Source organism: Promicromonospora sp. Populi (assembly GCF_041081105.1).
Taxonomy (GTDB): domain Bacteria; phylum Actinomycetota; class Actinomycetes; order Actinomycetales; family Cellulomonadaceae; genus Promicromonospora.
The window spans coordinates 2,181,952-2,205,350 of the sequence record NZ_CP163528.1; the positions used below are offsets into that span (position 1 = coordinate 2,181,952).

Genomic DNA, 23,399 nt, shown 5'->3' on the forward strand with positions numbered 1-23,399 from the left:
CCGTGCGTGTCGGTGGTCAGCCGAAGTTGACGCCCTGCGCCAGCGGCAGCTCGGTGGAGTAGTTCACCGTGTTCGTGGCGCGGCGCATGTACTGCTTCCAGGCGTCCGAGCCGGACTCGCGCCCGCCGCCCGTCGACTTCTCGCCGCCGAACGCGCCGCCGATCTCAGCACCCGAGGTGCCGATGTTGACGTTCACGATGCCGCAGTCCGAGCCGACCTCCGACATGAAGGTCTCGGCCTCGCGCACGTCCAGCGTGAAGATCGACGACGACAGCCCCTGGGGCACGTCGTTCTGCACGGCGATCGCCTCGGACAGCTCCGAGTAGGTCAGCACGTACAGGATCGGCGCGAAGGTCTCGCGCTTGACGACGTCGGCCTGCTCGGGCATGCGCACGATCGCCGGGTGCACGTACGCCGCGTCCTCGGCGCCGGACACGGTCACCGCGGTGCCGCCCACCACGAGCTCGCCGCCCGCGGCCACGGCCTCGTCGATCGCGGCCAGCATGCGCTCGCGCGCTCCGGCGTCGACCAGCGGGCCGACGAGCGTGCCCTCGGTACGCGGGTCGCCGACCGGCAGCCCGGTGTAGACCTTGGCGAGCCGCTCGACGACGTCGTCCACGATCGACTCGTGCACGATCAGGCGCCGCAGGGAGGTGCAGCGCTGCCCCGCCGTGCCGGCGGCCGAGAACACGGCGCCGCGCACCGCGAGGTCGAGGTCCGCCGACGGCGCGACGATCGCCGCGTTGTTGCCGCCCAGCTCCAGCAGGTAGCGGCCGCCACGCGCGGCGACGACGGGCGCGACCTGCTGCCCCATCCGCTCCGAGCCTGTGGCGGAGACGAGCACCACGCGCGGGTCGGCCACCAGGGCCTCGCCTGCCTCGCGGTCCCCGAGCAGCAGCTGCGACACACCGGCCGGGAACCCGGCCTCGGCGAGCGCCCGGTCGAGCAGCGCGGAGGCGCCCACGGCGGACAGCAGCGTCTTCTCGCTCGGCTTCCACACCACGGTGTCGCCGCAGACCAGCGCGACGGCCGTGTTCCAGGACCAGACCGCTACCGGGAAGTTGAAGGCGCTGATCACGCCGACCACGCCCATCGGGTGCCAGGTCTCCATGAGGCGGTGGCCGGGGCGCTCGGACGGCATGGTTCGGCCGCCGACCTGCCGCGACAGCCCAACGGCGAAGTCGCAGATGTCGATCATCTCCTGGACCTCGCCCAGGGCCTCGCTGGTGACCTTGCCCGCCTCGATGGTGACGAGCTCGGCCAGGTCCGTCTTGTGCTCGGTGAGCAGCTCACCCAGGCGCTTGATCACCTGGCCGCGCACGGGCGCGGGCACCGAGCGCCAGGTCGTGAAGGCCTCGGCGGCCTGCCCGACGGCGGCGGCTGCCTCCGGGGCGCCGTCGCGCTTGACGTGAAAGATCGGTGTGCCGGAAAGCGGCGAGACCGCCGGGAGCGCGTCCGCAGGAGTTCCGCCGGGGTTCGGTGCGTACCGCTCAAGGCGGGCACCCAGCCGCTCCAGGGCGGCCAGCGCGGTGTCGCGCAGCTCGGTCGTCAGCGGGCTGTGGGTGGTGGTGCTGGTCATCGCGGTGCTCCCGTTGTGCGGTGTGGGGTGGTGAGGGTTGCCGGGTCGACGCCAAGGGTCTCGGCGGCGCCGGCGAGCGACCTGGACACCTGGTCGGCGTACAGGTCGAAGGGGTCGTTCAGCTCACGGCCGAGGGCGCCGGCCATCCAGTCGGCGTCCCGGTCGGTGCCCTCCTGGCTGGCGTCCTTGGCGCCGTCGGACGTGAGGTTGGACTGGAAGATCCCGGCCGCGGACCGCGGCAGGAAGTCCTCGTAGACGACGGGCTCGCGGGCGACGGCGGGCGACCCGCTCGCGTCGACGGGCTCATAGGTGAACCAGCCCAGCCCCTGGTCGGCGAGCGCCGCCTCGGTGGTGGGGAAGGTCTTGTGCCAGACGGCGCGTGCGAGCTCCTGGCGCTGCGCCTCGGTGAAGCCGGGGTCGTCAGCACGGGCCGCCGCGGCTACCTCGTCGATCTCGACCACTGCGGCGTCGTAGGCGGCGCGGCCCTCACGGGTCAGCGCGATGCCGCGGGCCTCGACCTCGCCGAACCGCACCCGCAGGGAGTCGTGCACGATCTCGCCGTCGGCGGTACGGAACGTGCGCGGCTCGGCGAGCGCGCGGAAGGACGTCTGGCGCAGCAGCACGTCCGGGCCCTCCCAGCGCGGCGGGCCCTGGATCGCGTCGATCATGGTGATCCCGCGCGCCTCCATCCGGGCGTACAGGTCGTCGATGTCCAGGACACGGGGCGTGAGGTGGTTGATGTGCGTGGACGCGATGCCGCCGATGTCGGCCGCGACGGCGCTGACCGCCTCCAGCTCGCGGTACCAGGCCTGGTCGACGGGCTCGTCGGACAGCTCGAACGCCTGGGTCGCCAGGCGCAGGAACTCGGCGGCCTCGTTCTCGGGGAGACCACCCTCGGCCTCGGCGCGGTCCGCGAGCGCGAGCAGCTCCGGGCCGAACAGGGTGCGGGCGCCGAGGAAGTTCTCCAGGCGCCGCTCCAGGTCCGCGGTGAAGAACCGGCGGTCTGCCGTCACCAGCATGGAGGTGAACACGCGGAACGGGTTGCGGGCCAGCTCGTCGCGCTCGATCGGGCGGAACGCCGTCGAGATGACGGGGACCGAGCTGGACGAGGCGTCGCGCAGGTCGTAGAAGCCGACCGGGCGCATGCCCATCGCGCCGAAGATCCGGGCCACCTGCGACATCTCGGTGGGGGTGCCCACCCGGATGGCGCCGTGCCGCTCCGCGGTGACGCGCGCGATGGAGCCGAGCCGTTCGGCATCGGCGCCGTGCTGGGTCACGTAGTCGGCGTTGACCTCGTGCGACACGTCCAGCAGCGTGGTGTAGGCGGGTACTTCCTTGCCGTACATGTCCGAGAGGCTGCGCGCGAACGCGGCTCTCAGCTGCCAGGGCTCGAGGAACGTCACTGCCGTCATCTCTTCTCTCCTGTCGGTCAGATGATGTTCGACTCGGGGCCTCGTCGCCCCGAGCTCGTGGTGGGCTGGGTGGGGCCGGCGGAGTCTGCGACGACGAACCGGTCGGCGGTGAACCCGGACACGTCGACCCGGGGCGTGCGGCCCGCGTACAGGTCACGGACCGCCTCGCCGACGGCGGGGGCCTGCAGGAACCCGTGCCCGGAGAAGCCCGCGGCGTACAGCACGCGACCGGGCACGCCGGCGGCCTCGCCGATCAGCGCGTTGTGGTCCGGCGTCATCTCGTAGAGGCCGGCCCAGCCGCGCGCGACGGGTACGTCGGCCAAGGCGGGGGCGCACGCTCCGATCGCCCCGCGCAGGAGCGGCAGCCAGTCCGGGTCGTAGGTGCGCTCGAACGCGATGGGGGTCTCGGGGTCGGCGATGCCGAGCAGCAGGCCGCCGGGCTCGGCGTTGTGGAAGTAGAAGGTGGTGCCGTAGTCGATGGTGAACGGGACGCGGGACGGCACCGGGTCCAGCGGCGGCGTGAAGCCGATCTGCCGCCGGAACGGGTCGACGGGCAGGTCGAGCCCGGCCTTGGCGGCCACGTCCCTGGTCCACGCCCCGGCACACAGCACGACGGCGGTGGTGCGCACCCGGCCCTGGTCCGTCCAGACCGCGGTGATCTCGTTGCCCCGGGCCTCGACGTCGGTCACCGTGACGTGGGTGCGGACGCGGGCGCCGTACAGCTCCGCGCCGGCCGCATAGCCCTCGACGACGGCCTTCGGGTGGGCGAACCCGTCCCGCGCGGCATAGGCGGCCCCGGCGTAGCGGTCGACATCGACGTACGGGTTCAACCGGCGCACGGCGTCGTGGCCGAGCATGCTGCTGACGACGCCGCGCTCGTTCTGCATGGCCACGGATTCCTCGAACAGGGCGACGTCCTCGGCGGCCGGCAGGAGGAACAGGTAGCCCGGCTGCTGCAGCCCGATGTCCGCACCGGGGCGGTTCACGAAGTCCTCGTACAGGTCCAGGCTGCGGTTGCCGAGGTCCACGTTCGCGGGGTCGGAGAACTGAGCGCGCACTCCCCCGATGGGCTTGCCCGAGCTGCCCGAGGCGAGCTCGTCGGCCTCCAGGAGCAGCACGTCGACGCCGTCCTCGGCGAGGTGGAACGCCACCGAAGCACCGATCGCGCCGCCGCCGACCACAACGACCTCGGCGCGCGCGGGGAGCGGCCCGCGCCGGTCGGCGGGCTGCCGTGCTGAGGTCATGCACGCATCCTGCCACGCACTCCGGCCAATGTTGACCCGCACCGGAATTGTTCCTGCAAACAGGTGCCACGACCCAGGGAAACAGTTGCCGATCGGAGTGTGTTGCGGAGAGTGCACATCGTCTACTCAGCGCAACACGTTCCCCGGACGCGGTCTTTCCCCGGACCCTCGCCACGCCGCCACCCCGGGGAGCGCGCCGCTGAGTGACCCCGCGGGCGCCGTCAGCCGGCGGAAGAAGCGCGGCAGTCCGCGCAGGTGCCCCACAGCTCGACCGTGTGCTCGATGTCGTCGAAGCCCTGGGCGGCGGCGACCTTCGAGGCCCAGGCCTCGACCGTGGGGCCGTCGATCTCGACGGTCCGGCCGCACATCCGGCACACCAGGTGGTGGTGGTGCTCGCGGCGCGCGCACCGGCGGTAGAGGCTCTCGCCGTCCTCCGCGCGCAGCACGTCCACCTCGCTCGCCTCGGCAAGCGCCTGCAGCGCCCGGTACACGGTCGCCAGCCCCACGGACTCGCCGCGGGCGCGCAGGGTCTCGTGCAGCTGCTGGGCGGAGCGGAAGTCGGCGAGCTCGTCGAGCGCCTCGACGACGGCGGTCCGCTGGCGGGTCATACGAGCGGCCATCAGCGGCACTCCTTCGCGGCGGCCAGCGCACGTTCCGTTGCGGCGGCCGGCAGTTCGACGTCGTCGGGCAGGTCAGGATGCGGGTCGTGCGCGGGGCGCCGTCGGGTCAGGAGCGGTGCCACCAGGGAGACCACCGCGTACACGGCGATGGCGAGCACAACGATAGTCGCGCCGGGCGAGACGTTGTACCAGTAGGTGATGCTCAGGCCGGTCACACAGACCACGACGCCGACGACGCACGCCGTGAGCATGGTGCGGCCGAACGCGTGCGTGACCTGCTGCGCCACGGCCACCGGCACGATCATGAGCGCGCTGACCAGCAGCAGCCCGACGACACGCATCGCGACGGTCACGGTGAGGGCGGAGACGACCGCGACGACGATGTTCAGCGCCCACACGGGCAGCCCGGAGGCGATCGCGAACTCCTCGTCGTGGCTCACGGCGAACAGCGCGTGCCGCAGTCCGACGCCGATGGCCAGGACCACGAGCGAGAGCACCACGGTGAGCCAGAGGTCGCCGTCGGACACCGTCGAGATCGAGCCGAACAGGTACTGCATGAGGTTCCCGGAGGAGCCGCCGGCGATCCCGATGAGCAGGACGCCGCCCGCGATGCCGCCGTAGAACATGATGGCCAGGGCCAGGTCGCCGGAGGTACGGCCGCGGCGTCGGACCACCTCGATGAGGACCGAGCCGACCACCGCGGCGACCACCGCGCCGGGCACCGCGAGGGCGTCGTTCGGCGTCAGGCCCATACCCGCGCCGACGAGCCAGCCCAGCGCCACACCGGTCAGGGCGACGTGCCCGATCCCGTCACCGAGCAGGGAAAGCCGGCGCTGCACCAGGTACGTGCCGACGACGGGTGCGGTCACGCCCACGAGCAGCGCGGCTACCAGGGCGCGCTGCATGAACGGGTCGGTCAGCATGAGCGCGATCACGGGCGCACCTCCAGGTCGAGGGCCCGGGACTCGGTGGTCTCCAGAGCGTTGTCGTCGGTGTGCGGGTGCTGATGCTGGTGACCCGCCCGGTCGTGGTCGTGCCGGGCGGGCGGCGGGGCGCCGTCGTGCACCACCTGGCCGTGCCGCAGCACCACGGCGCGCGTGACGAGCGGTGCGAGCTCACCGAGCTCGTGCAGCACGACGAGCACCGTGAGGCCGCCGTCGACCAGCCGCCGCATGGTGGCGGCGAACGCCTCCTGGCTGGCTACGTCCACGCCGGCGACGGGCTCGTCCAGGACGAGCAGGTCCGGCTCACGGACCAGAGCGCGCGCGATGAGGATGCGCTGCTGCTGCCCGCCCGAGAGCAGGTGCACCGGGTCGCGCACGCGGTCGGCGAGGCCCACCTGTTCGAGGGCCGCCGCCACCCGGTCGCGCCAGCCGCGCGGCAGCCGCAGGCGGTGGCCGTGCAGCAGGCCGGAGGCGACGACCTCCTGGACGGACGAGGGGATGCCGCCGCCCGCGCCCGCCCGCTGGGGCACGTAGCCGATCCGGCTCCAGTCGACCGCCGCGGCGCGCCGGCAGCCCCCGAGGGGCGCGCCGAGCAGGCGCACGGTGCCCTCGGACGGTGGGTTGATGCCGACCAGCGTCCGCACGAGGGTGGACTTGCCGGAGCCGTTCGCGCCGAGCAGCGCGACGACCTCGCCGGGAAGGACCGTCAGGTCGACCCCGCGCAGGATGTGGCTCGCGCCCACACGAAAGTGCAGGTCGCGGGCCTCGATGACGGGTTCGCTCGACTCGGTCACCTGCCTAGTGTCCGTCATTCGCAGACCAGTCCGTCCTCCAACGCGGCCAGGTTGGTCTGCATCACGGAGACGTAGTCCTCGCCGGCGGCGGTCGCCTCCTCGGACAGGCCCTCCAGCGGGTCGAGCACGGCGGTGCTCACACCCAGGTCGGAGGCGAGCGTCTCGGTGACCTTCGGGCTCACGAGGGTCTCCGAATAGAGGGTGGTGATGCCGCGCTCCTCGACCAGGTCGCCGATCTCGCGCAGGCGGGCCGGGGAGGGCTCGGCCTCCGGGTCGAGCGCGGAGATGCCGACCTGCTCCAGGCCGTACCGGTCGGCGAGGTAGCCGAACGCGGCGTGGCTGGTCACCAGGGTCGCGCCCTGGCAGGCGGCGAGGCCGTCGGCGAACTCCTGGTCGAGGTCGCCGAGCTGCTGGTCCAGGCGCTGGGCCCCGGCGGCGTACTCGTCGGCGTGCTCCGGGTCGGTTGCGGCCAGCTCGTCCGCCACGGCCTGGCCGACGGCGGCCAGCTTGCTCGGGTCCAGCCAGAAGTGCGGGTCGGCGGTGCCGTGCTCGTCGCCCTCCTCGGCGTGCTCCTCCTCCGTCTCTTCCGTCTCCTCCGTGTGCTCCACCAGTCCGGCGGCGTCCGCGGCGTCGACCACGTGCTCGGGGGCGCGGGACTCGACGCCCTCGTCGACGGCGGTCTGGAAGCCCGACAGGTAGACCACCAGGTCGGCGGTGCCGATCTCGCGGACCTGCGCCGGGGAGAGCTCCAGGTCGTGCGGCTCGGCGGCCGGCGGCGTGAGGTTGTCGACCGTGACCAGGTCGCCGCCGATCTGCTGCGCCACGTACTGGAGCGGATAGAACGAGGCGAGCACGGTGACGCCGTCGTCCTGCGCCGCGGAGCCGCCTGGTCCCTGAGCCGAGCAGCCCGCGAGGGTCGCCGTGGCGGCGAGGACGAGGCTGGTCAGGGCTGCGCCGGAGACGCGAGTCGAAGTCATGAGAACGATTCTCACGCTTGTTGAGAACGATTGTCAAAGATCGGCTGCGAGAGGTGCGTCACCGGTCGGTAGGCCGCTTATTTCGCGCGGGCTGCAACCGGCCCGGACGGTAGGCTGGGCGGACATTGTTTCCGCCTGTTCCCCTGGAGAGACCCTCGTGTCCGACAAGTCAGTGCGCTCTGCGCAGACCGCCAAGCTCGACGCCGTCGTCTCGCTCGCCAAGCGACGAGGTTTCGTCTTCCCGTCGGGTGAGATCTATGGCGGAACGCGTTCTGCGTGGGACTACGGCCCGCTCGGTGTGGAGCTCAAGGAGAACATCAAGCGGCAGTGGTGGCGTGCGATGGTCACGAGCCGGGACGACATCGTCGGCCTCGACTCGGCGGTCATCCTGCCCCGTCAGGTGTGGGTCGCCTCCGGCCACGTCGGCGTGTTCACCGACCCGCTGACCGAGTGCCTCTCGTGCCACAAGCGGTTCCGCGAGGACCAGATGATCGAGGAGTTCGAGGAGAAGAAGGGCCGGCCCCCGAGGGCGGCCTCGCCGAGATCGCTTGCGCCAACTGCGGCACCCGCGGCCAGTGGACCGAGCCCCGCGACTTCAACATGATGCTGAAGACGTACCTCGGCCCGGTCGAGGACGAGTCCGGCCTGCACTACCTGCGCCCCGAGACCGCGCAGGGCATCTTCGTGAACTTCGCCAATGTCGCCGGTGCGGCGCGCAAGAAGCCGCCGTTCGGCATCGGCCAGATCGGCAAGTCGTTCCGCAACGAGATCACGCCGGGCAACTTCATCTTCCGCACGCGCGAGTTCGAGCAGATGGAGATGGAGTTCTTCGTCAAGCCGGGCGAGGACGAGGAGTGGCACCAGTACTGGATCGACTACCGCACCAACTGGTACACGGACCTCGGCATCTCGGCCGACAACCTGCGCCACTTCGAGCACCCGAAGGACAAGCTGTCGCACTACTCGACCCGCACCGTGGACATCGAGTACCGCTTCGGCTTCCAGGGCAGCGAGTGGGGCGAGCTCGAGGGCATCGCGAACCGTACGGACTTCGACCTGAAGACCCACACGGAGAGCTCGGGCAAGGACCTGGAGTACCGCGACCCGGTGACGAACGAGAAGTACTTCCCGTACGTCATCGAGCCGGCCGCGGGCCTGACCCGGTCCCTCATGGCCTTCCTCGTCGAGGCGTACGGCGAGGACGAGGCGCCGAACACCAAGGGCGGCGTCGACAAGCGCACGGTCCTGCGCCTCGACCCCCGGCTGGCCCCTGTGAAGGCGGCGGTGCTGCCGCTGTCCAAGACGGCGGACCTGCTCCCGGCGTCGGAGGCCCTGGCCGCCGAGCTGCGCAAGTACTGGAACGTCGACTACGACGTGACGCAGGCCATCGGCAAGCGGTACCGCCGGCAGGACGAGATCGGCACGCCGTTCTGCATCACCGTCGACTTCGACACCCTCGACGACCAGGCGGTGACGATCCGGCACCGCGACAGCATGGAGCAGGAGCGTGTGTCGCTGGACAAGGTGGTCGGCTACCTCGCCGGTCACCTCGTCGGGGCCTGACGCTCAGGCTCGATCACCGCATCATTCGCGCGCGTCCTGCGCCTGCTCCCGCAGCAGCCGCAGGACGCGCGCGGCATGCCGGTCCGTCGTGTCGATCTCGTGGAGCGGCTGGACCCGCAGCGGCGCATGCTCGCCGACGACGAGGACCGCGCGCCTGCTGCCCTCTGCAGGCACGAACTGCACGGTGAAGGTACGCAACCAGATCTCGAGCAAGAACCGCCCGCCCTCGCCGAGCTCGACGAGCCGAGCAACCCCTTCGGGCGAGGTGACGCCGCCCAACGGGTAGGACCGCCCCACCGGCGTAACTGCGGCGGCGCCAGTGCGGACAAGGTCCGCGAGCCACGACACCGCCTCGGGACCGTCGGGCAACGCGAGCTCGACAGGCTCGGCCAAGGAGATGGGCGCTCCGAGCACCGCCGCAGCCGCGAGACCCTCGAACCGGTACTCAAGGTCCACCAGCCCTTCCATGAGCGAAACGGTCATGCTCAGGCTGTCGGCGGCGCTCGTGTCGTCGGCACGAGTCGCGACGGCGCGGCGAATATCGTCGTCGAGCGGCTCGAGCTCGATCTTCATCTGTTTGCCCGTAGCGGCCAGGAGAACCGTCAGCATCTCCCATGACGGGGAGCGCGCCCCCGTCTCGATCGCCGCCACAGTGCCCCGCGAGACGCCAGCGCGTTCGGCCAGGCTCGCCTGCGTCTGCTGAGCGGCAAACCGAGCGTCTTTCACGAGCTGAGCTACGTTCACCTGCGCGCCTTCGAGTTCCACAAGACCCATCGTGCCCGGTGCGGTGCACCGATGCGGAGCACCCGGGTCCAGCCTGTGGAAAACCGCTGCCGACGCATTGGGGTCGGGGTCACCGGTCGGGGCAACAGTAAGAATCCGAAGTGCGCTGCGCTGAGTAGACGATGTCAACGCAGAGCAACGGACCTGGCAGATGTAGGCACTCTCCCAGCCCGCCGCGATCCGCGACGGCCAGATCATCACCCGGGCGAGGTCGAGCCGGGCGTACCGACCATCTCGCGCATTGTGGAATGCTTAGGCAATGCTTACCTCACCTGCGGCTGCGCCTGCGGGGCGCCGTGAAGGTGCGGAAGCCGTAGCTCACCGTGCCCGACGTCGGACGCTCGCGTCGCTCACTGCAGTCGCCGCCCTGCTGCTCGTCGTCCTGGCGAGTCTTGCGCTCGGCGTCCGCGACATCAACCCGGCCGAGGTGTGGCGAGCCCTGACGGCGCCGGTCGCCGGGTTCATGGACCACGACGTGGTTCTGGAGCAGCGTCTGCCGCGCACCATCGTGGGGCTCGCGGCCGGGGTCGCGCTCGGTTTGTCGGGCACCCTGATCCAGGGGGTCACCCGCAACCCGATCGCCGACCCGGGCCTGCTGGGCCTGAACTCCGGCGCGTCGCTCGCGGTGGTCTGCGCGGTCTGGCTGCTCGGCATCACGTCGCCCATCGGCTACGTGTGGTTCGCGTTCTTCGGCGCCGCCGTCGCCGCCGCGATCGTGTTCTCGGTGGGCCGTGGCCAGCCGGTGCGCCTCGCGCTCGTCGGCGCAGCCGTGACCGGGCTCATCACGCCGCTCATCACCCTGGTCCTGCTTCGCGACCAGGGAGCCTTCAACATGTTCCGGTTCTGGTCGGTCGGCTCCCTGACCGGCCGCGGCCTGGACACGGTGCTCTGGCTGTGGCCGTTCATCGTGGTCGGTCTGGTCCTCGCCGCCGTGCTCGCGCACCGGCTCAACATGCTGGCCCTCGGCGACGACGTCGCGGCCTCGCTGGGGCAGCGGGTCGGCACTACGCGGACCTTCGCAGCGATCGCCATCGTGCTGCTCGCCGGCACGGCGACCTCGCTCGCCGGGCCGATCGCGCTGGTCGGGCTCGTGGTGCCGCACGCGGCCCGCAGGCTCGTCGGCACGGACTACCGCTGGATCATGGCGATCAGCGCGTTCCTGGGCCCGGTGATGCTGCTGGCGGCCGACGTGCTCGGGCGGCTTGTCCTGCCCCGGTCGGAGCTCCCCGCCGGTGTGGTCGCGGCGCTGATCGGCGCGCCGGTGCTGATCGCCGTGGCCCGCGGCCGCAACGTGGTGGGGGCCTGATGAGCACCGTCACCACCGCGGCCACCACCGCGTCAGTCGTCGCGGGCCTGCGTACCGCCCGGCGGCGCCGGCAGATCGTCGTCGTGGCCGGGATGGTCCTCCTGGTGCTGGCCGCCGGGACCGGTGCCCTGCTGGTCGGGGCCGCCGGGCTGACCCCCGGGCAGGCGATCGCGGGCGCCCTGGGCCTCGGCGACCCGGGCGACGTCTTCATCATCCAGATGCTGCGCCTGCCCCGCATCGAGGCGGCCGTCGTGATCGGCGCCGCGTTCGGCCTGGCGGGCGCCCTGTCCCAGTCGACCCTGCGCAACCCGCTCGCCTCCCCCGACATCCTCGGCATCTCCAGCGGCGCGAGCCTCGGGGCCGTGGTCGGCCTGCTCGTCCTGGGGCTGAGCGGGGTTGCGCTGTCTGGCCTGGCGTTCACGGGCGCAGTCGCCGTCGCGATTGCGATCTGGCTGCTGGCCTGGCGCAAGGGACTGCACTCGATCCGGTTCGTGCTGGTCGGCGTCGGTTTCGCCTACCTGTGCTCATCCCTGCTGGCCTGGGCCATGGCCCGGTCGCAGGAGCACGAGGCGGCGGCCGTGCTGCTCTGGGTCGTCGGCTCCGTCTCCGACATCCGCGGCGAACAGCTCGCGCTTGTCGCCGCCGGGACGCTCGTGCTGGGCGTGGCGGTCACGATCGTCGCGCGGACGCAGGGGCCGCTCTCGCTCGGGGACGACAATGCGCGCGCCCTCGGTGTGCGCGTGGACGCTGCACGGGTCGGCTCCCTGCTGCTCGCCGTAGCCCTCGTCGCACTCGCCACGAGCGCCGCGGGCCCGCTGGCGTTCGTCTCCCTGGTAGCCCCCGCCATCGCCCGCCGCCTGGTGAACGACGGCGGCGCGGCGCTGGCCGCATCCGCCGCGACCGGCGCCGCCCTGACCCTGGTGGCGGACGTCATCGGGCAGCACGGGCTGCTCGGGGTCGCCGCACCCGTGGGCGTCGTCACCGGGCTCGTGGGCGCCCCCTACCTGCTGTGGCTGCTCGCCACCAACGAGAAGAGGAGCCGATGACCACCCTGCGCGCCGAGAGCGTCAGCCTGGGCTACGACGGCCTGCGGGTCATCGAGGATCTCGACCTGACGCTCCCCGACGGCAAGATCACCGCCGTCGTCGGGCCGAATGCCTGCGGCAAGTCCACGCTCCTGCGCGGGCTGGCCCGCCTGCACCCGCTGGAGAGCGGCCGCGTCACGCTCGACGGCGCCGACGTCACGGCCATGCCCCGCAAGGAGCTGGCCCGCAGGGTCGGCATGCTGCCGCAGTCGTCGATCGCGCCCGACGGCGTCCGCGTCGCCGAGCTCGTCGCCCGCGGCCGGTACCCGCACCAGGGCTGGTTCGGCAGGCACTCGTCAGACGACGACGCCGTGGTCACCACCGCGCTGGAGTCCACCGGGGTCGCGGACCTCGCGGACCGGCCGGTCGCCGAGCTGTCGGGCGGGCAGCGCCAGCGCGTGTGGATCGCGATGGTCCTGGCGCAGCAGACGGACATCGTGCTGCTCGACGAGCCGACGACGTTCCTCGACGTGCGCCACCAGCTCGACCTGCTGGACCTGCTCACGGAGCTGAACCGGGAGGGCGGCACCACGGTCGCGATGGTGCTGCACGATCTCAACCTCGCCGCCCGGTACGCCGACCACCTGGTCGTGATGTCGGCGGGACGGATCGTCGCAGAGGGCGCACCGTCGGACGTGCTCACCCGCGAGGTGGTCAGCGAAGCGTTCAGCCTGCAGTCCCAGGTGGTGCCCGACCCGGTCTCCGGATCGCCGCTCGTGGTACCCGTGGGCCGCTACCACTCGAGCTAGCTGCCACCCGAAGTAACCCACGTCACCAAGACCACCCCAATTCCGCAACATCGCCGTGACCTAATCTGGTTAGGGTTACCTCATCTCGACCGGCACTCGCCGGTCGTTCGTCTGACCACCCCAGGAGAAACCGTGCGCCCTCGCCGTTCCCTCACGGCGGCCGTCGGCCTTGTCGCCGCGTCCGCCCTCGCCCTCGCGGGCTGCGCGTCCGAAGCCCCGGCAGGGGGCGACACGACGCCGTCGGCCGAAGCCTCCGGTGCGACCGACGAGTTCCCCCTGACCATCGAGCACGCCCTGGGCGAGACCACCATCGAGGAGGCGCCCGTGCGCGTCGCCACGTGGGGCTGGGGTTCGACCGAGGCCGCGATCGCGGCTGGCGTCTACCCCGTGGCCGTCGCCGAGCAGACCTGGACGGTAGGCGAGGGCAACCTCCTGCCGTGGGTCGAGGAGGCCTACGACGAGGCAGGCGTGGAGCATCCCACCGTGCTGACGGACGCCGAGTCCGGCGCGAGCGTGCCCTACGAGGAGTTCGCGGCCGCCGAGCCCGACGTCATCATCGCCACCTACTCGGGGCTCACGCAGGAGCAGTACGACCTGCTCAGCGAGATCGCCCCGACCGTCGCCTACCCGGAGACGCCGTGGCAGACGCCGTGGGACGAGATCATCACCGCCACGGACGACGCCCTGGGCCGCAGCGCCGCGGGCGACGCCAAGGTCGAGGAGATCAACCAGTACCTGGCCGACCAGGCCGCCGCGCACCCCGAGTTCGAGGGCCAGACGTTCGCCGCGATCGTCGACTCGCCCAGCGAGGGCCTCGTGTACGTCTACCGAGCGGGTGACCCGCGCGCCGGGTTCCTCGAGGAGCTGGGCCTGGAGACCGCACCGGCCGTGGAAGAGCTCGCGCCGGACGACGAGTTCTACTACTCGCTCTCCTACGAGGAGCTCGACCAGCTCGACTCGGACATCGTCGTCGCCTACACCTACACCGAGGAGGAGGCGGCAGCACTGCCGGACAAGGAGGAGCTGCAGGCCCTGCCCGCCGTCGCGGACGGCATGGTTGTGCAGCAGGTCGGCACCATCGCCGTCTCCGCGGTCTCGCCCCCGACGGCGCTCTCGGTGGAGTACCCCGAGGGCATGCCGAAGCTGATCGAGTCCCTGACGGCGACGCTCGCCGAGTAGGGTCCGTCGGTAAGACTCCATTAGTTCGGGGTCGGTTGCGCTGAGTAGACATCTTCTACGCAGAGCAACCGACCCCGAATTCGTACTGTCTCCCCCGGACTACTTTGCGGTCTCTGGAGTATCCAGCGCCCCGCCGTAGCGCCGGTCGCGCTTCGCGTACTCCTCGACGGCGTTCCACAGGTGCCGGCGGTCGACGTCGGGCCAGGGCTCCTCCAGGAACACCATCTCCGCGTATGCGGCCTGCCACAGCATGAAGTTCGAGGTGCGCTGCTCGCCGGACGAGCGCAGGAACAGGTCGACGTCGGGCAGGTCGGGCAGGTAGAGGTACTTCTGCACGGTCTTCTCGCTGATCCGCTTCGGGTCCAGGTTCCCCGCCGCCACGTCGCGCGCCATGGCCGCCGCGGCGTCGGCCAGCTCGGCCCGGCTGCCGTAGTTCACGCACATCGTCAGGGTGCAGAGGTCGTTGTCCTTGGTGCGCTCCTCAGCCTCCTGGAGCACCCCGATCACCGACTTCCACAGCTTCGGACGGCGCCCGGCCCAGCGGATCCGCACGCCCCACGACGCCATGACGTCGCACTGACGCTGCATCACCTCTTGCGTGAAGTTCATCAGGAAGCGCACCTCCTCTGGCGAGCGCTTCCAGTTCTCGGTGCTGAACGCGTACGCCGAGACGTACTCGACGCCGACGTCGACGGCCCCGGCGACCACGTCGAGCAGCGAGTGCTCACCGGCGCGGTGCCCCTCGATCCGGGGCAGGCCCCGGGAGTTGGCCCACCGCCCGTTGCCGTCCATGACGACGGCGACGTGGCGCGGCAAGAACTCCTTCGGGATCCGCGGGGCGACCGCGCCGGACGGGTGCGGGTACGGCGCCACCAGCTGCCGGCTCGGGGTCCGGGCCATCAGCGCTCCACCATCTTCAACGATCGCAACGTTCTCTCCAGGTAGTACTGGCCATAGGCAGCGACGATGCCGCTCGCCTCCTTACGGTGCCGTGCGACGGACGCGTCGGCGGTCGCCCAGTCGCCCGCGAGCAGCGAGGACAGCAGGGCGAAGGTCTCGGGTGCGGGCGCGGTGGAGCCCGGCGGCCGGCAGCGCGGGCAGACGGCGCCACCCTGGGCCACGTTGAACGAGTGGTGCGGCCCGGGCTCGCCGCACCGCGCACAGTCTTCGAACGACGGCGCCCAGCCCGCCACCGCCAGCGCACGCAGCAGGTACGAGTCGAGCACGAGGCCGCCCTCGTGGTGCCGCTCGGACAGCGCCCGCAGCGCCCCGGCGAGCAGCCAGTACTGCTGCACCGCGGGCTCGTGCTCCTGCGCGACCAGCCGGTCGGCCGCTTCCAGCATCACGGTGCCCGCCGTGTACAGGGCGTAGTCCTGGCTGATGGTGCGGGCGTACGCACCGATGGTCTCGACCTGCGTCACCGTGTCGAGCCCCATGCCGGGCCGAGGGCTGCGGCCCGTGTGCAGCTGCACGTCCACGCCCATGAACGGCTCCAGCCGCGCCCCGAACTTGGACGACGTGCGCCGCACGCCCTTGCCCACCCCGCGCACCTTGCCGTGCTCGCGGGTCAGGAACGTGACGATACGGTCCGCCTCGCCCAGCTTCTGGGTGCGCAGCACTATCGCGTCGTCTCGGTACAGGGGCACGCTGCCATTCTGCCCCCAGTCACCGACACTCCTCGTCAGCCCACGACACTCTTCGTCAACGCTCCGTCAACGCTCCGTCAGCGCTCCACGAACCGCGTGCCGTCCGGCGTGAGCTCCGGCTCCCACACGAACCGGTGGATCACGTGCTTCTCGAGGACGCCGCGCACGATCAGCGCGACGGTGCCCCAGATCGCGAAGAGCAGGAGGGTCTGCAAGAAGTTGTTCGCGATCAGCTCGAACCCGGTCAGCGCCAGGGTGGGGATCAGGAACAGCAGGCCGAGGAACGCGGGCAGCAGCTGCACCCCGACCCACTGCACCACCGACAACAGATCGATCCGCCGCTCCGCGACGACGCCGTGGAAGTCCATCACGTTGACCACGTGGTCCGCCCGCCACTTGGCGACGTGCCGGGCCACCGTCCACTGCGCGCCGCGCGCGTCGAGGTCGGAGCTGCCCGACGGCAGCCAGATCCCGAGCACCTGATGGATCTCCGCGGGCGTCAGGTAGCCCTTGTCGAGGATCGTCAGGCTGTGTACGGGCGGCTGGCGGGTGTTCGTCGGCAGCACGAGCGCGGAGAGGAACAACAGCACACCACCGGTGCCCAGCAGCGCAACGAGCGCATCCGGGACCCAGGGCAGGAGCAGGGTTGCGGCAGCGAAGGCCAGCGCGCCGAGCAGCGCACAGATGATGCGGTTCTTCATGGTCATGGTGAGCAGGACTTTACCGGCATCTCGGGACGCATTGGAGCGATAAGTCCGTTTCGAGACTGAAGTTCCGGCCTCAGAAGAACACCGTGTCGCGCCGGCCCAGCGGGCGGGACACGAGCCACCAGGCGACGACCTGCAGCACCAGGATCATCGGCAGCGCGACCAGCGCCACGACGCCGAGCGCGGCCATGGCGTCGGCGGAGATCCCGCCGTCGACCAGCCGCGGCCAGGCCGCGATCGCCGTCCCGACCACGGGGGCCGCGATCATCACGGAGGTGACGGCGACCGGCAGCGGCCCCGTACGGCGCAGGCGCCAGGCGACGACGGCGGCCCCGTGCAGACGCGTCACCACCACCGCCAGGACACCCATGGCCAGCGCGGCCAGGCCGCTCCCCCAGGCCACGCCGAGCAGCGCGCCCCAACTTCCGGCGAGCGTGATGCTCGCTACGACGAGCACAACGTCCCACCCGTCCCGCCACACCCGCCCGGGGCGTCGGCTGCGCAGCCAGATCCCGGCATCACGCAGCGCCCACGAGGCGATGAGCGTGACCGCAACGGGGTACCCGGCGTTCACCAGCTCCGTCTCGGCATGCGGGAACACGCCGACCAGCACGCCGAGCCCGGCGACGAGCCACACCTCCCCGGCCAGCAGCAGCGGCCCGACGGCGGCCAGCACCACCCGGCGCTCCACCGGTTCGCGCCGTCTGTCGCTCCCGTCGGGGGCGCGCTCGTGCAGCAGGGTCGCGCCGGCGCCCTGGACCGCGCCGTCGAGCACCACCCACCCGGTCACCAGGACGGTGAGGAGCACTGCCCAGGTGGCGGCGTTCATCGGGCCGCCCCCGGCCCGGGCGCGTCGCTGAAGCGAAGCAGCACGTCGGCTCCGGCGTCGTCCTCACGCAGGACGTCGGCGGCCGCGGCCCCCAGCACGAGGCGGCTGGTGCCTGCCCGGGCAAGCCGGCCCAGCACCCACCAGTCCAGGACCGCGAGCGTGACCATGAGCCCCACGAGCAGCACCAGCGAGGCCAGCACGGCCCGGCTGGACTGGTCGGAGGTCGCCTCGTCGACGCGCAGGACACCCTGGATGATCCAGGGCTGGCGGCTCAGCTCGCGCACGAGCCAGCCCATCAGCGCCACGACGAACGGCAGGGGCAGCAGCACCGTGAGCAGCACGTACAGGGCGCGGCGGCCGCGCATCCGGAACATCGCCCCGCCGATCAGCAGGAACGGCAGCACGAGGGCGGCGAGCATGGTGAGGTTGGCGATCATGACCATGAGCCCGAAGAGGACTGCGATGGCGGCGTTCCCGTCCAGCGAGTCCGTGTCGTAGTACGCGAACTGGGCGTAGCCGAACCCGTGCGTGAGCAGCACGCCGAACACACCGGTCCAGATACCGGCCCGCATGGAGTGCCGCCAGAGGTCCTCGTCGGGCCCGGTCGGCAGCCGGAAGCCGCTCCCGGTGCGGCGCAGGTGCCACGCCGAGACCCCCACGAGAACGAACCCGCCGGCCATCAGGCACGCCCCCACGACATGCAGCCCGGACAGCAGCGCGGCGGGGTTGGTGACCAGCGCCCCGACGTCGGTGATGCGCGCGACCTGCGCGTCGGGCGGCCCCTCCAGCACGTACCCCAGGGGGTTGCGCAGGAACCCGTTGGCCACCATCACCGCGAACGCGGACGCGTAGCCGGTCAGCACCACCGCCCAGAAGATGCCCGCGTGCAGCGCGCGCGGGAACAGGTGCCAGCCGAACACCCACAGCCCGAGCAGGGTCGACTCCAGGAAGAACGCCACGAGGGTCTCCACGGCCAGCGGCGCGCCGAAGACCTCGCCCGCGACGTCGAGCAGACCCGGGAAGTGGAGGCCGAACTGCAGCTCCAGCACGATCCCGGCGGCGATGCCGAGTGCGTAGTTCACGAGGTACAGCTGACCCCAGAACCGGGTGGCGTTCTCGAAGACGAGCAAGCGGTGCTCCCTCGCGCGCACCCAGCGCGTGTTGAAGATCGCGACGACGGGACCGAGGCCGAGCGTGAGCAGCACAAAGAGGAAGTGCACAGCCGCCAGCAGGGCGAACTGCAGACGAGCGAGCTCGGTGGCCTCCACGACTCCGACACTACGTAGGCGGATCGCTCGCGGCGACGGATTTGGACGGAATAGGAGGAAGACCGGGGAAAGGTCAGGGGAGACCCCGAACGGCCGGGTGGGGATAGCCCTACCTGTGGTCGGTTCTGTGGTCGATCCTGTGGTCGACGTCGTCCCCGCCGCCCAGGTCCGTGCAGTCCACGGCGGCCGCTCCGTGCGCGCGCAGGTAGGGCCCGGCGCCCGTGTCCCCGTGTACGACGGCGGCCAGCGTCGACCAGTGCGCGCGCCCGATCAGCACGGGGTGCCCCGGCTTGCCGCCGTAGGTGGCGCGGGCGAGGGCGCGACGGAGAGGGTCCTCGGCCCGGTCCAGGACCCGGCGCACGGCTGCGGCCCGCAGTCCGGGCAGGTCCACGAGGGAGACGACGACGGCGTCGGCCTCGGTTTCCCCGGCTGCCGCGAGGCCGGTGCGCAGCGACGCCGAGATCCCGCTCGCCCACTCGGCCGCGACCACCACCGTGGCGCGGGCCGGCACCAGCGCCTCGGCCTCCTCGGCCTCCTCGGCCTGCGCCCCCAGCACAACGACGACCTCGGCGCACCCGCCGTCGACCAGGGCCCGGCAGGCAAGCTGGACCCACGGAACCCCGTCGTCGGCCCGGACCAAGCCCTTGGCCTTTCCAAACCGGGACCCGGCCCCCGCGGCCAGCACCACCCCGACGGCGCGCCGGCCGGTCACGGGCGGCGGGACAGGATGAGGGACTCCGCTATCTGGGCCAGCAGGTACAGGGTGAGGGAGGCCAGCGTCACCACCAGCACGCATGCCCAGACCAGGTTGTTCTCGGAGCGGCCGACGGCGTTGACCACCAGGCTGCCGATCCCCCGGCCGGTGATCAGCCATTCCGCCAGCAGGGCGCCCGTGATCGCGCCCGGCACGGAGATCCTCAACGACGCGAACAGCGCGGGCAGCGCGGACGGGAACGCCACCCGGACCAGCAGGGCCAGGGGACCGCCGCCGTACACGTGCACGACGTCGGACATCTGCGCGGACACCGAGCGCAGCCCCTGCACGATGTTCACCAGCGCCGGGAACAGCACCACGATCCCGGAGACCACGGCGACGCGCACCAGCTCGTCGGAGAACAGCAGCCGGATGATCGGCGTGAGCGCGATGAGCGGCACAGCGCGCAGGATCAGGGCGACCGGCAAAACGGCGGTCTCGATCGGCCTGGACAGCACGATCAGGGCAGCCGCGACGGTCGCGGCCAGCATCCCGGCCACGAACCCGATCGCGGCGTCACCCAGCGTGACGCCGAGGGCCGCGGCGAGCTGCGCGCGGGTCTCGGCGGCGTCGTCGGCGGTGAAGAGGAACTCGTAGACCTCGGCGGGGCCCTTGGCGACAAACGTGTTGTCGACCAGCGCTACCGACACGACCCAGACCGTCGTGAGGATCGCCAGCATGAGCAGCGCGGTACCGAGCGCCTTGCCGAGGCCTGCTGTCAGCCCCCTCATCCTTGTCCCCCTCCGGTCGACCACGGCACCGCTACCCGGCCCAGCAGGCCGAACGCCGCGTACCCGAGCCCTGCCACCAGCGCGCAGGCGAACATGATTCCCCAGGCGCGCTCGACCATGAGGCCCTGGCCCGCGGCGATGAGCGCGGGCCCGACGCCGCGGTCCACCCCGCCGATGTACTCCCCGAGGATCGCGCCCAGGAACGCGGCTGGCGCCGCGATCTTCAGCGCACTGATGATCTCCGGCAGCGCGGACACGAGCTGCACCGTGACGAGCTGCTTCCAGCGGCCGCCGCCGTAGACGCGCACGACGTCGAGCGCCGCGCGGTCCGCCGACCGGAAGCCGAGCACGGCCCCGACGACGGTGGTGAAGAAGACGGACAGGGCCGCCAGCACAACCGCTGTCGGCGAGGGCTCCCCGGCGTCCGGCGGGCCGAGCACGATGTACAGGATCGGCAGGACCGCGATGGTCGGCACGCAGTAGCTGATGACGGCGATCTGCGAGATCACGGGCTCCAGCCGGGGCGTGAGCAGCACGAGGGCCGCCAGCACGAGCGCCAGACCGTTGCCCCACGCGAACCCGATCAGCGCCTCCACGACGGTGCCGGAGAAGTTGTTCGTGTAGAACGCCCAGCCGTCGGCGGCGTACTGGCGCAGCACACCGGGCGGCGTCGGCATCGACGAACCGTCGAACACCGTGACCGCGAGCAGCCACCACAGCACGACCAGACCGGCCAGGCCCGCCACACCGCCCAGCCAGCCGCCCAGCCGGGCCCGGGCGCGCTCAGGCATCGTCGCCCGCGAACAGGAGCTCCGAGGCCCGGTCGTGCAGGGCGTGGAACTCGGGGGCGCGCATCATCTCCGGCAGGCGCGGGCGCGGCAGGTCCACCTCGATGACCTCCCTGATCCGGCCGGGGCGGGGGCTCATGACCGCCACCTGGTCCGACAGGAAGATCGCCTCCGAGATGCCGTGCGTGACCATCAGGGTGGTGGCCGGCTTCTCGGTCCAGATCCGCAGCAGCTCCAGGTTGAGGCGCTGCCGGGTCATGTCGTCCAGCGCGCCGAACGGCTCGTCGAGCAGCAGCACCGACGGCTTGACCACCAGGGCACGCGCGATCGACACCCGCTGGCGCATGCCGCCCGAGAGCTGGCCCGGCTTGGCCTTTTCGAAGCCGGTCAGGCCCACGAGCCGGATCAGCTCGGCCACGAGCGCACGGTCCACGCTCTCGCCGGAGACCTCGAACGGGAGCCGCAGGTTGGACTCGACCGACCGCCAGGGCAGCAGAGCCGGGTCCTGGAACGCGATCCCGAGCTCGTGGCCCGCGCGCAGCTGCTTCGGGTCCTTGCCGTCCACCTTTGCGGTGCCCGACGTCGGCAGCTCCAGGCCCGCGAGGATCCGCAGGATCGTCGACTTGCCGCAGCCACTGGGGCCCAGCAGGGACAGGAAGCTGCCCTGGTCGGTGTGCAGCGTGACGTCGTCGAGCGCGGGCACCGCCTTGCGGCCCGAGCCGAACGTCTTGGACAGGCCGGCGATGTGCAGGCCGGTGCCGGCCCCGCCCTCCTGGGCGGGGCCGGCGTTGGTCGAGGTATCGGTGACGGACACGATCAGCCCCTGAGCTCAGGCTTCTCCGCCAGCAGCTCCTCAAGGAGCGACAGGTCGAAGACGTCCTCCTGGGCGGCGTCGATCCCGGCGGCCTCGAACGTCGCCATGTTCTGCGCCAGCAGCTCGTCGCTGATCGTGAAGAGGCCGTTCTCGGCCGTCTCGTCGGAGTGGATCAGCTCCTCGCACTGGACGGTGTTCTGCTCGACCTCCTTGGCCAGGTCGAGGTCCAGGTCGGCGCCGTACTCCTCGACGGCGAGCTGCGCGCTCGCCTCCAGGTCCGCGCAGGCGTCGGTCCAGCCCCTGATCTCGGCCTCGAGGAACCCCTTGACGACCTCGGGGCGCTCGGCGATGGTCTCGTCGGTGGCGATGACCGACTCCGCGACGAACGGCAGGCCGTTGTCGGCGAACGGCAGGTTGGTGACCTCCTCGCCCTGCGCGGCGACGGTGATCGACTCGTTGGTCAGGTAGGCGAGGAACCCGTCGACCTCGCCGTTGACCAGCGGCTGCGGGTCGTACTGCACCGGCACGATCTCGACGTCGTCCTCGGTCAGGCCGTTGGCCGCGAGGAACGCCGCGAACAACAGGCCGTTTCCGCCGTCCTGCACGCCGATCCGCTTGCCCACGAGGTCCTCGACGGTCGCGATGTTCCCGCCGTCGGCCAGGGAGAGGATCGTGAACGGGTTCTTCTGGAACGTGGTGCCCACGATCTTGATGGGCGCGTCCTCGTTGGCGACTACCTGGCCCACCGTCACGGCGTTGGTGAGGCCGAAGTCGGCCTCACCGGAGGCCACGAGGTTCTCGGTCGCGCCCGGTCCCGCGTTGAACGTGACGGCGCCGAAGCCGGCGTCCGTGTAGTAGCCCTGGTCGTCGGCCATGAACTCGCCGGCGAACTCCGCGTTCTTGATCCAGGAGAGCTGGACCGTGAGGTCGCCGAGGCCCTCCCCCTCGGCAGGGGCGTCGTCGCCGGAGGCACAGGCCGCGAGTGCGAGCGAGGCAGCGGCCGCGACGGCCGTCAGGCGCAGCGCGCGCCCAGGACGGGAAAGCATCATGAGTGGTTCTCCAGGTGTGCTGGGTGGGTGCTGTGTCTGAGTGCTAAAGAGTGGGGACTGGTCAGTACGGGACGCGGGCGGTGTGCAGCTGCCACACCTCGAAGGGCTCCCCGGCCCGCGCGATCCGGTGCTCGACGACGGGGTTGGGCCACGTCGACCGGTCGCGCTCGAGGAGCTCGTAGAACTCGCGGTCGTCGAAGCCCGCCCGCTCGGCGTCGTGCCGGTCTGCGGCGAACACGACCCGGTCAACGCGCGCCCACAGCGCCGCCGACAGGCACAGCGGGCACGGCTCGCACGAGGCGTAGAGCGTGGTCCCGGCCAGGGAGAACGTGTTCAGGGCCCGGCACGCGCCCCGGATCGCCACCACCTCGGCGTGCGCCGTGGGATCGAGGTCGCGGGTCACGCGGTTCCCGGCCGCCACCACTTCGACACCCTCGCGCACGACGACGGCCCCGAAGGGGCCACCGCCGTCGGCCACGTTCTGGGCGGCGACCTCGACGGCGCGGATGAGCCACGTCTCGTCGTCGGAGCCGACGGAGGTGCCGGACGTCTCGGTAGGGCTGGTCACTCCCCGATGC

At 71.6% G+C, this 23,399-nt stretch carries 23 protein-coding genes and 1 pseudogene; 5 read left to right on the forward strand and 19 right to left on the reverse strand.

Annotation, left to right across the window (positions count from 1 at the left end; all coding sequences use genetic code 11):
- Positions 1-16 precede the first annotated feature (16 nt).
- From AB1046_RS09945 to AB1046_RS09975, 7 genes are all read right to left on the reverse strand, one after another.
- Positions 17-1,579: an aldehyde dehydrogenase family protein gene (locus AB1046_RS09945; RefSeq protein WP_369374826.1), complete on the reverse strand. Its 1,563-nt coding sequence runs from the start codon at positions 1,577-1,579 to the stop codon at positions 17-19.
- Positions 1,576-2,991 (reverse strand): DUF1338 family protein, encoded by a 1,416-nt coding sequence (locus tag AB1046_RS09950; RefSeq protein WP_369374828.1) that lies wholly within the window; start codon positions 2,989-2,991, stop codon positions 1,576-1,578. Before AB1046_RS09950 ends, AB1046_RS09945 begins: the two co-directional genes overlap by 4 nt.
- 17 nt (positions 2,992-3,008) lie before the next feature.
- A complete protein-coding gene (locus AB1046_RS09955; protein ID WP_369374830.1) occupies positions 3,009-4,235 on the reverse strand; it encodes an NAD(P)/FAD-dependent oxidoreductase in 1,227 nt (408 codons plus the stop codon).
- Positions 4,236-4,456: 221 nt separating this feature from the next.
- Positions 4,457-4,855, reverse strand: coding sequence for a Fur family transcriptional regulator (locus AB1046_RS09960; RefSeq protein ID WP_369374832.1), 399 nt, complete (start codon positions 4,853-4,855; stop codon positions 4,457-4,459).
- Positions 4,855-5,778, reverse strand: coding sequence for a metal ABC transporter permease (locus AB1046_RS09965; protein WP_369375645.1), 924 nt, complete (start codon positions 5,776-5,778; stop codon positions 4,855-4,857). The genes AB1046_RS09960 and AB1046_RS09965 overlap by 1 nt, the downstream gene beginning before the upstream one ends.
- 8 nt (positions 5,779-5,786) lie before the next feature.
- Positions 5,787-6,593 carry a metal ABC transporter ATP-binding protein gene (locus AB1046_RS09970; RefSeq protein WP_369374834.1) on the reverse strand — a complete coding sequence of 269 codons (807 nt, stop codon included), beginning with the start codon at positions 6,591-6,593 and terminating at the stop codon, positions 5,787-5,789.
- A 14-nt stretch (positions 6,594-6,607) separates the two neighbouring features.
- Positions 6,608-7,570 carry a metal ABC transporter substrate-binding protein gene (locus tag AB1046_RS09975; RefSeq protein WP_369374836.1) on the reverse strand — a complete coding sequence of 321 codons (963 nt, stop codon included), beginning with the start codon at positions 7,568-7,570 and terminating at the stop codon, positions 6,608-6,610.
- Between the two features lie 157 nt (positions 7,571-7,727).
- Between AB1046_RS09975 and AB1046_RS09980 the strand changes: the two are divergent.
- Positions 7,728-9,133, forward strand: a pseudogene (locus tag AB1046_RS09980) (glycine--tRNA ligase).
- A 21-nt stretch (positions 9,134-9,154) separates the two neighbouring features.
- Here the strand turns inward: AB1046_RS09980 and AB1046_RS09985 are convergent.
- Positions 9,155-9,898, reverse strand: coding sequence for a helix-turn-helix transcriptional regulator (locus tag AB1046_RS09985; protein WP_369374838.1), 744 nt, complete (start codon positions 9,896-9,898; stop codon positions 9,155-9,157).
- 277 nt (positions 9,899-10,175) lie between these two features.
- Between AB1046_RS09985 and AB1046_RS09990 the strand changes: the two genes are divergently transcribed.
- The 4 genes from AB1046_RS09990 to AB1046_RS10005 all read left to right on the forward strand — a co-directional run bounded on the left by AB1046_RS09990 (position 10,176) and on the right by AB1046_RS10005 (position 14,235).
- Positions 10,176-11,222 carry a FecCD family ABC transporter permease gene (locus tag AB1046_RS09990; RefSeq protein ID WP_369374840.1) on the forward strand — a complete coding sequence of 349 codons (1,047 nt, stop codon included), beginning with the start codon at positions 10,176-10,178 and terminating at the stop codon, positions 11,220-11,222.
- A complete protein-coding gene (locus tag AB1046_RS09995; protein WP_369374842.1) occupies positions 11,222-12,268 on the forward strand; it encodes a FecCD family ABC transporter permease in 1,047 nt (348 codons plus the stop codon). Before AB1046_RS09990 ends, AB1046_RS09995 begins: the two co-directional genes overlap by 1 nt.
- The gene (locus tag AB1046_RS10000) at positions 12,265-13,056 is read left to right on the forward strand and encodes an ABC transporter ATP-binding protein (RefSeq protein ID WP_369374844.1); all 792 of its coding nucleotides are present in this window, start codon (positions 12,265-12,267) and stop codon (positions 13,054-13,056) included. The genes AB1046_RS09995 and AB1046_RS10000 overlap by 4 nt, the downstream gene beginning before the upstream one ends.
- A 132-nt stretch (positions 13,057-13,188) precedes the next feature.
- Positions 13,189-14,235: an ABC transporter substrate-binding protein gene (locus AB1046_RS10005; protein ID WP_369374846.1), complete on the forward strand. Its 1,047-nt coding sequence runs from the start codon at positions 13,189-13,191 to the stop codon at positions 14,233-14,235.
- Positions 14,236-14,334: 99 nt separating this feature from the next.
- Here AB1046_RS10005 and AB1046_RS10010 read toward each other — a convergent pair whose 3' ends face one another.
- The 11 genes from AB1046_RS10010 to AB1046_RS10060 all read right to left on the reverse strand — a co-directional run bounded on the left by AB1046_RS10010 (position 14,335) and on the right by AB1046_RS10060 (position 23,389).
- On the reverse strand, positions 14,335-15,135 hold the full coding sequence (locus tag AB1046_RS10010) for an isoprenyl transferase (RefSeq protein ID WP_369374849.1): 801 nt from the start codon (positions 15,133-15,135) through the stop codon (positions 14,335-14,337).
- Positions 15,135-15,881: a DNA repair protein RecO gene (gene recO / locus AB1046_RS10015; RefSeq protein ID WP_369374851.1), complete on the reverse strand. Its 747-nt coding sequence runs from the start codon at positions 15,879-15,881 to the stop codon at positions 15,135-15,137. Before recO ends, AB1046_RS10010 begins: the two co-directional genes overlap by 1 nt.
- Before the next feature lie 77 nt (positions 15,882-15,958).
- Positions 15,959-16,588 (reverse strand): hypothetical protein, encoded by a 630-nt coding sequence (locus tag AB1046_RS10020; RefSeq protein WP_369374853.1) that lies wholly within the window; start codon positions 16,586-16,588, stop codon positions 15,959-15,961.
- Between the two features lie 73 nt (positions 16,589-16,661).
- Positions 16,662-17,417, reverse strand: coding sequence for a cytochrome d ubiquinol oxidase subunit II (locus AB1046_RS10025; RefSeq protein WP_369374856.1), 756 nt, complete (start codon positions 17,415-17,417; stop codon positions 16,662-16,664).
- Positions 17,414-18,685: a cytochrome ubiquinol oxidase subunit I gene (locus AB1046_RS10030; protein WP_369374858.1), complete on the reverse strand. Its 1,272-nt coding sequence runs from the start codon at positions 18,683-18,685 to the stop codon at positions 17,414-17,416. The genes AB1046_RS10025 and AB1046_RS10030 overlap by 4 nt, the downstream gene beginning before the upstream one ends.
- 109 nt (positions 18,686-18,794) lie before the next feature.
- Positions 18,795-19,397 carry an NTP transferase domain-containing protein gene (locus AB1046_RS10035; protein WP_369374860.1) on the reverse strand — a complete coding sequence of 201 codons (603 nt, stop codon included), beginning with the start codon at positions 19,395-19,397 and terminating at the stop codon, positions 18,795-18,797.
- Entirely contained in the window at positions 19,394-20,170 is a 777-nt protein-coding gene (locus AB1046_RS10040) for an ABC transporter permease (protein WP_369374863.1), read from the reverse strand. Before AB1046_RS10040 ends, AB1046_RS10035 begins: the two co-directional genes overlap by 4 nt.
- Entirely contained in the window at positions 20,167-20,961 is a 795-nt protein-coding gene (locus tag AB1046_RS10045) for an ABC transporter permease (RefSeq protein ID WP_369374865.1), read from the reverse strand. Before AB1046_RS10045 ends, AB1046_RS10040 begins: the two co-directional genes overlap by 4 nt.
- Positions 20,954-21,772 carry an ABC transporter ATP-binding protein gene (locus AB1046_RS10050; protein ID WP_369374867.1) on the reverse strand — a complete coding sequence of 273 codons (819 nt, stop codon included), beginning with the start codon at positions 21,770-21,772 and terminating at the stop codon, positions 20,954-20,956. Before AB1046_RS10050 ends, AB1046_RS10045 begins: the two co-directional genes overlap by 8 nt.
- Before the next feature lie 2 nt (positions 21,773-21,774).
- Positions 21,775-22,821, reverse strand: coding sequence for an ABC transporter substrate-binding protein (locus AB1046_RS10055; RefSeq protein ID WP_369374869.1), 1,047 nt, complete (start codon positions 22,819-22,821; stop codon positions 21,775-21,777).
- Positions 22,822-22,882: 61 nt separating this feature from the next.
- Positions 22,883-23,389, reverse strand: a complete 507-nt coding sequence (locus tag AB1046_RS10060; protein ID WP_369374871.1) for a nucleoside deaminase — start codon at positions 23,387-23,389, stop codon at positions 22,883-22,885.
- Positions 23,390-23,399 lie beyond the last annotated feature (10 nt).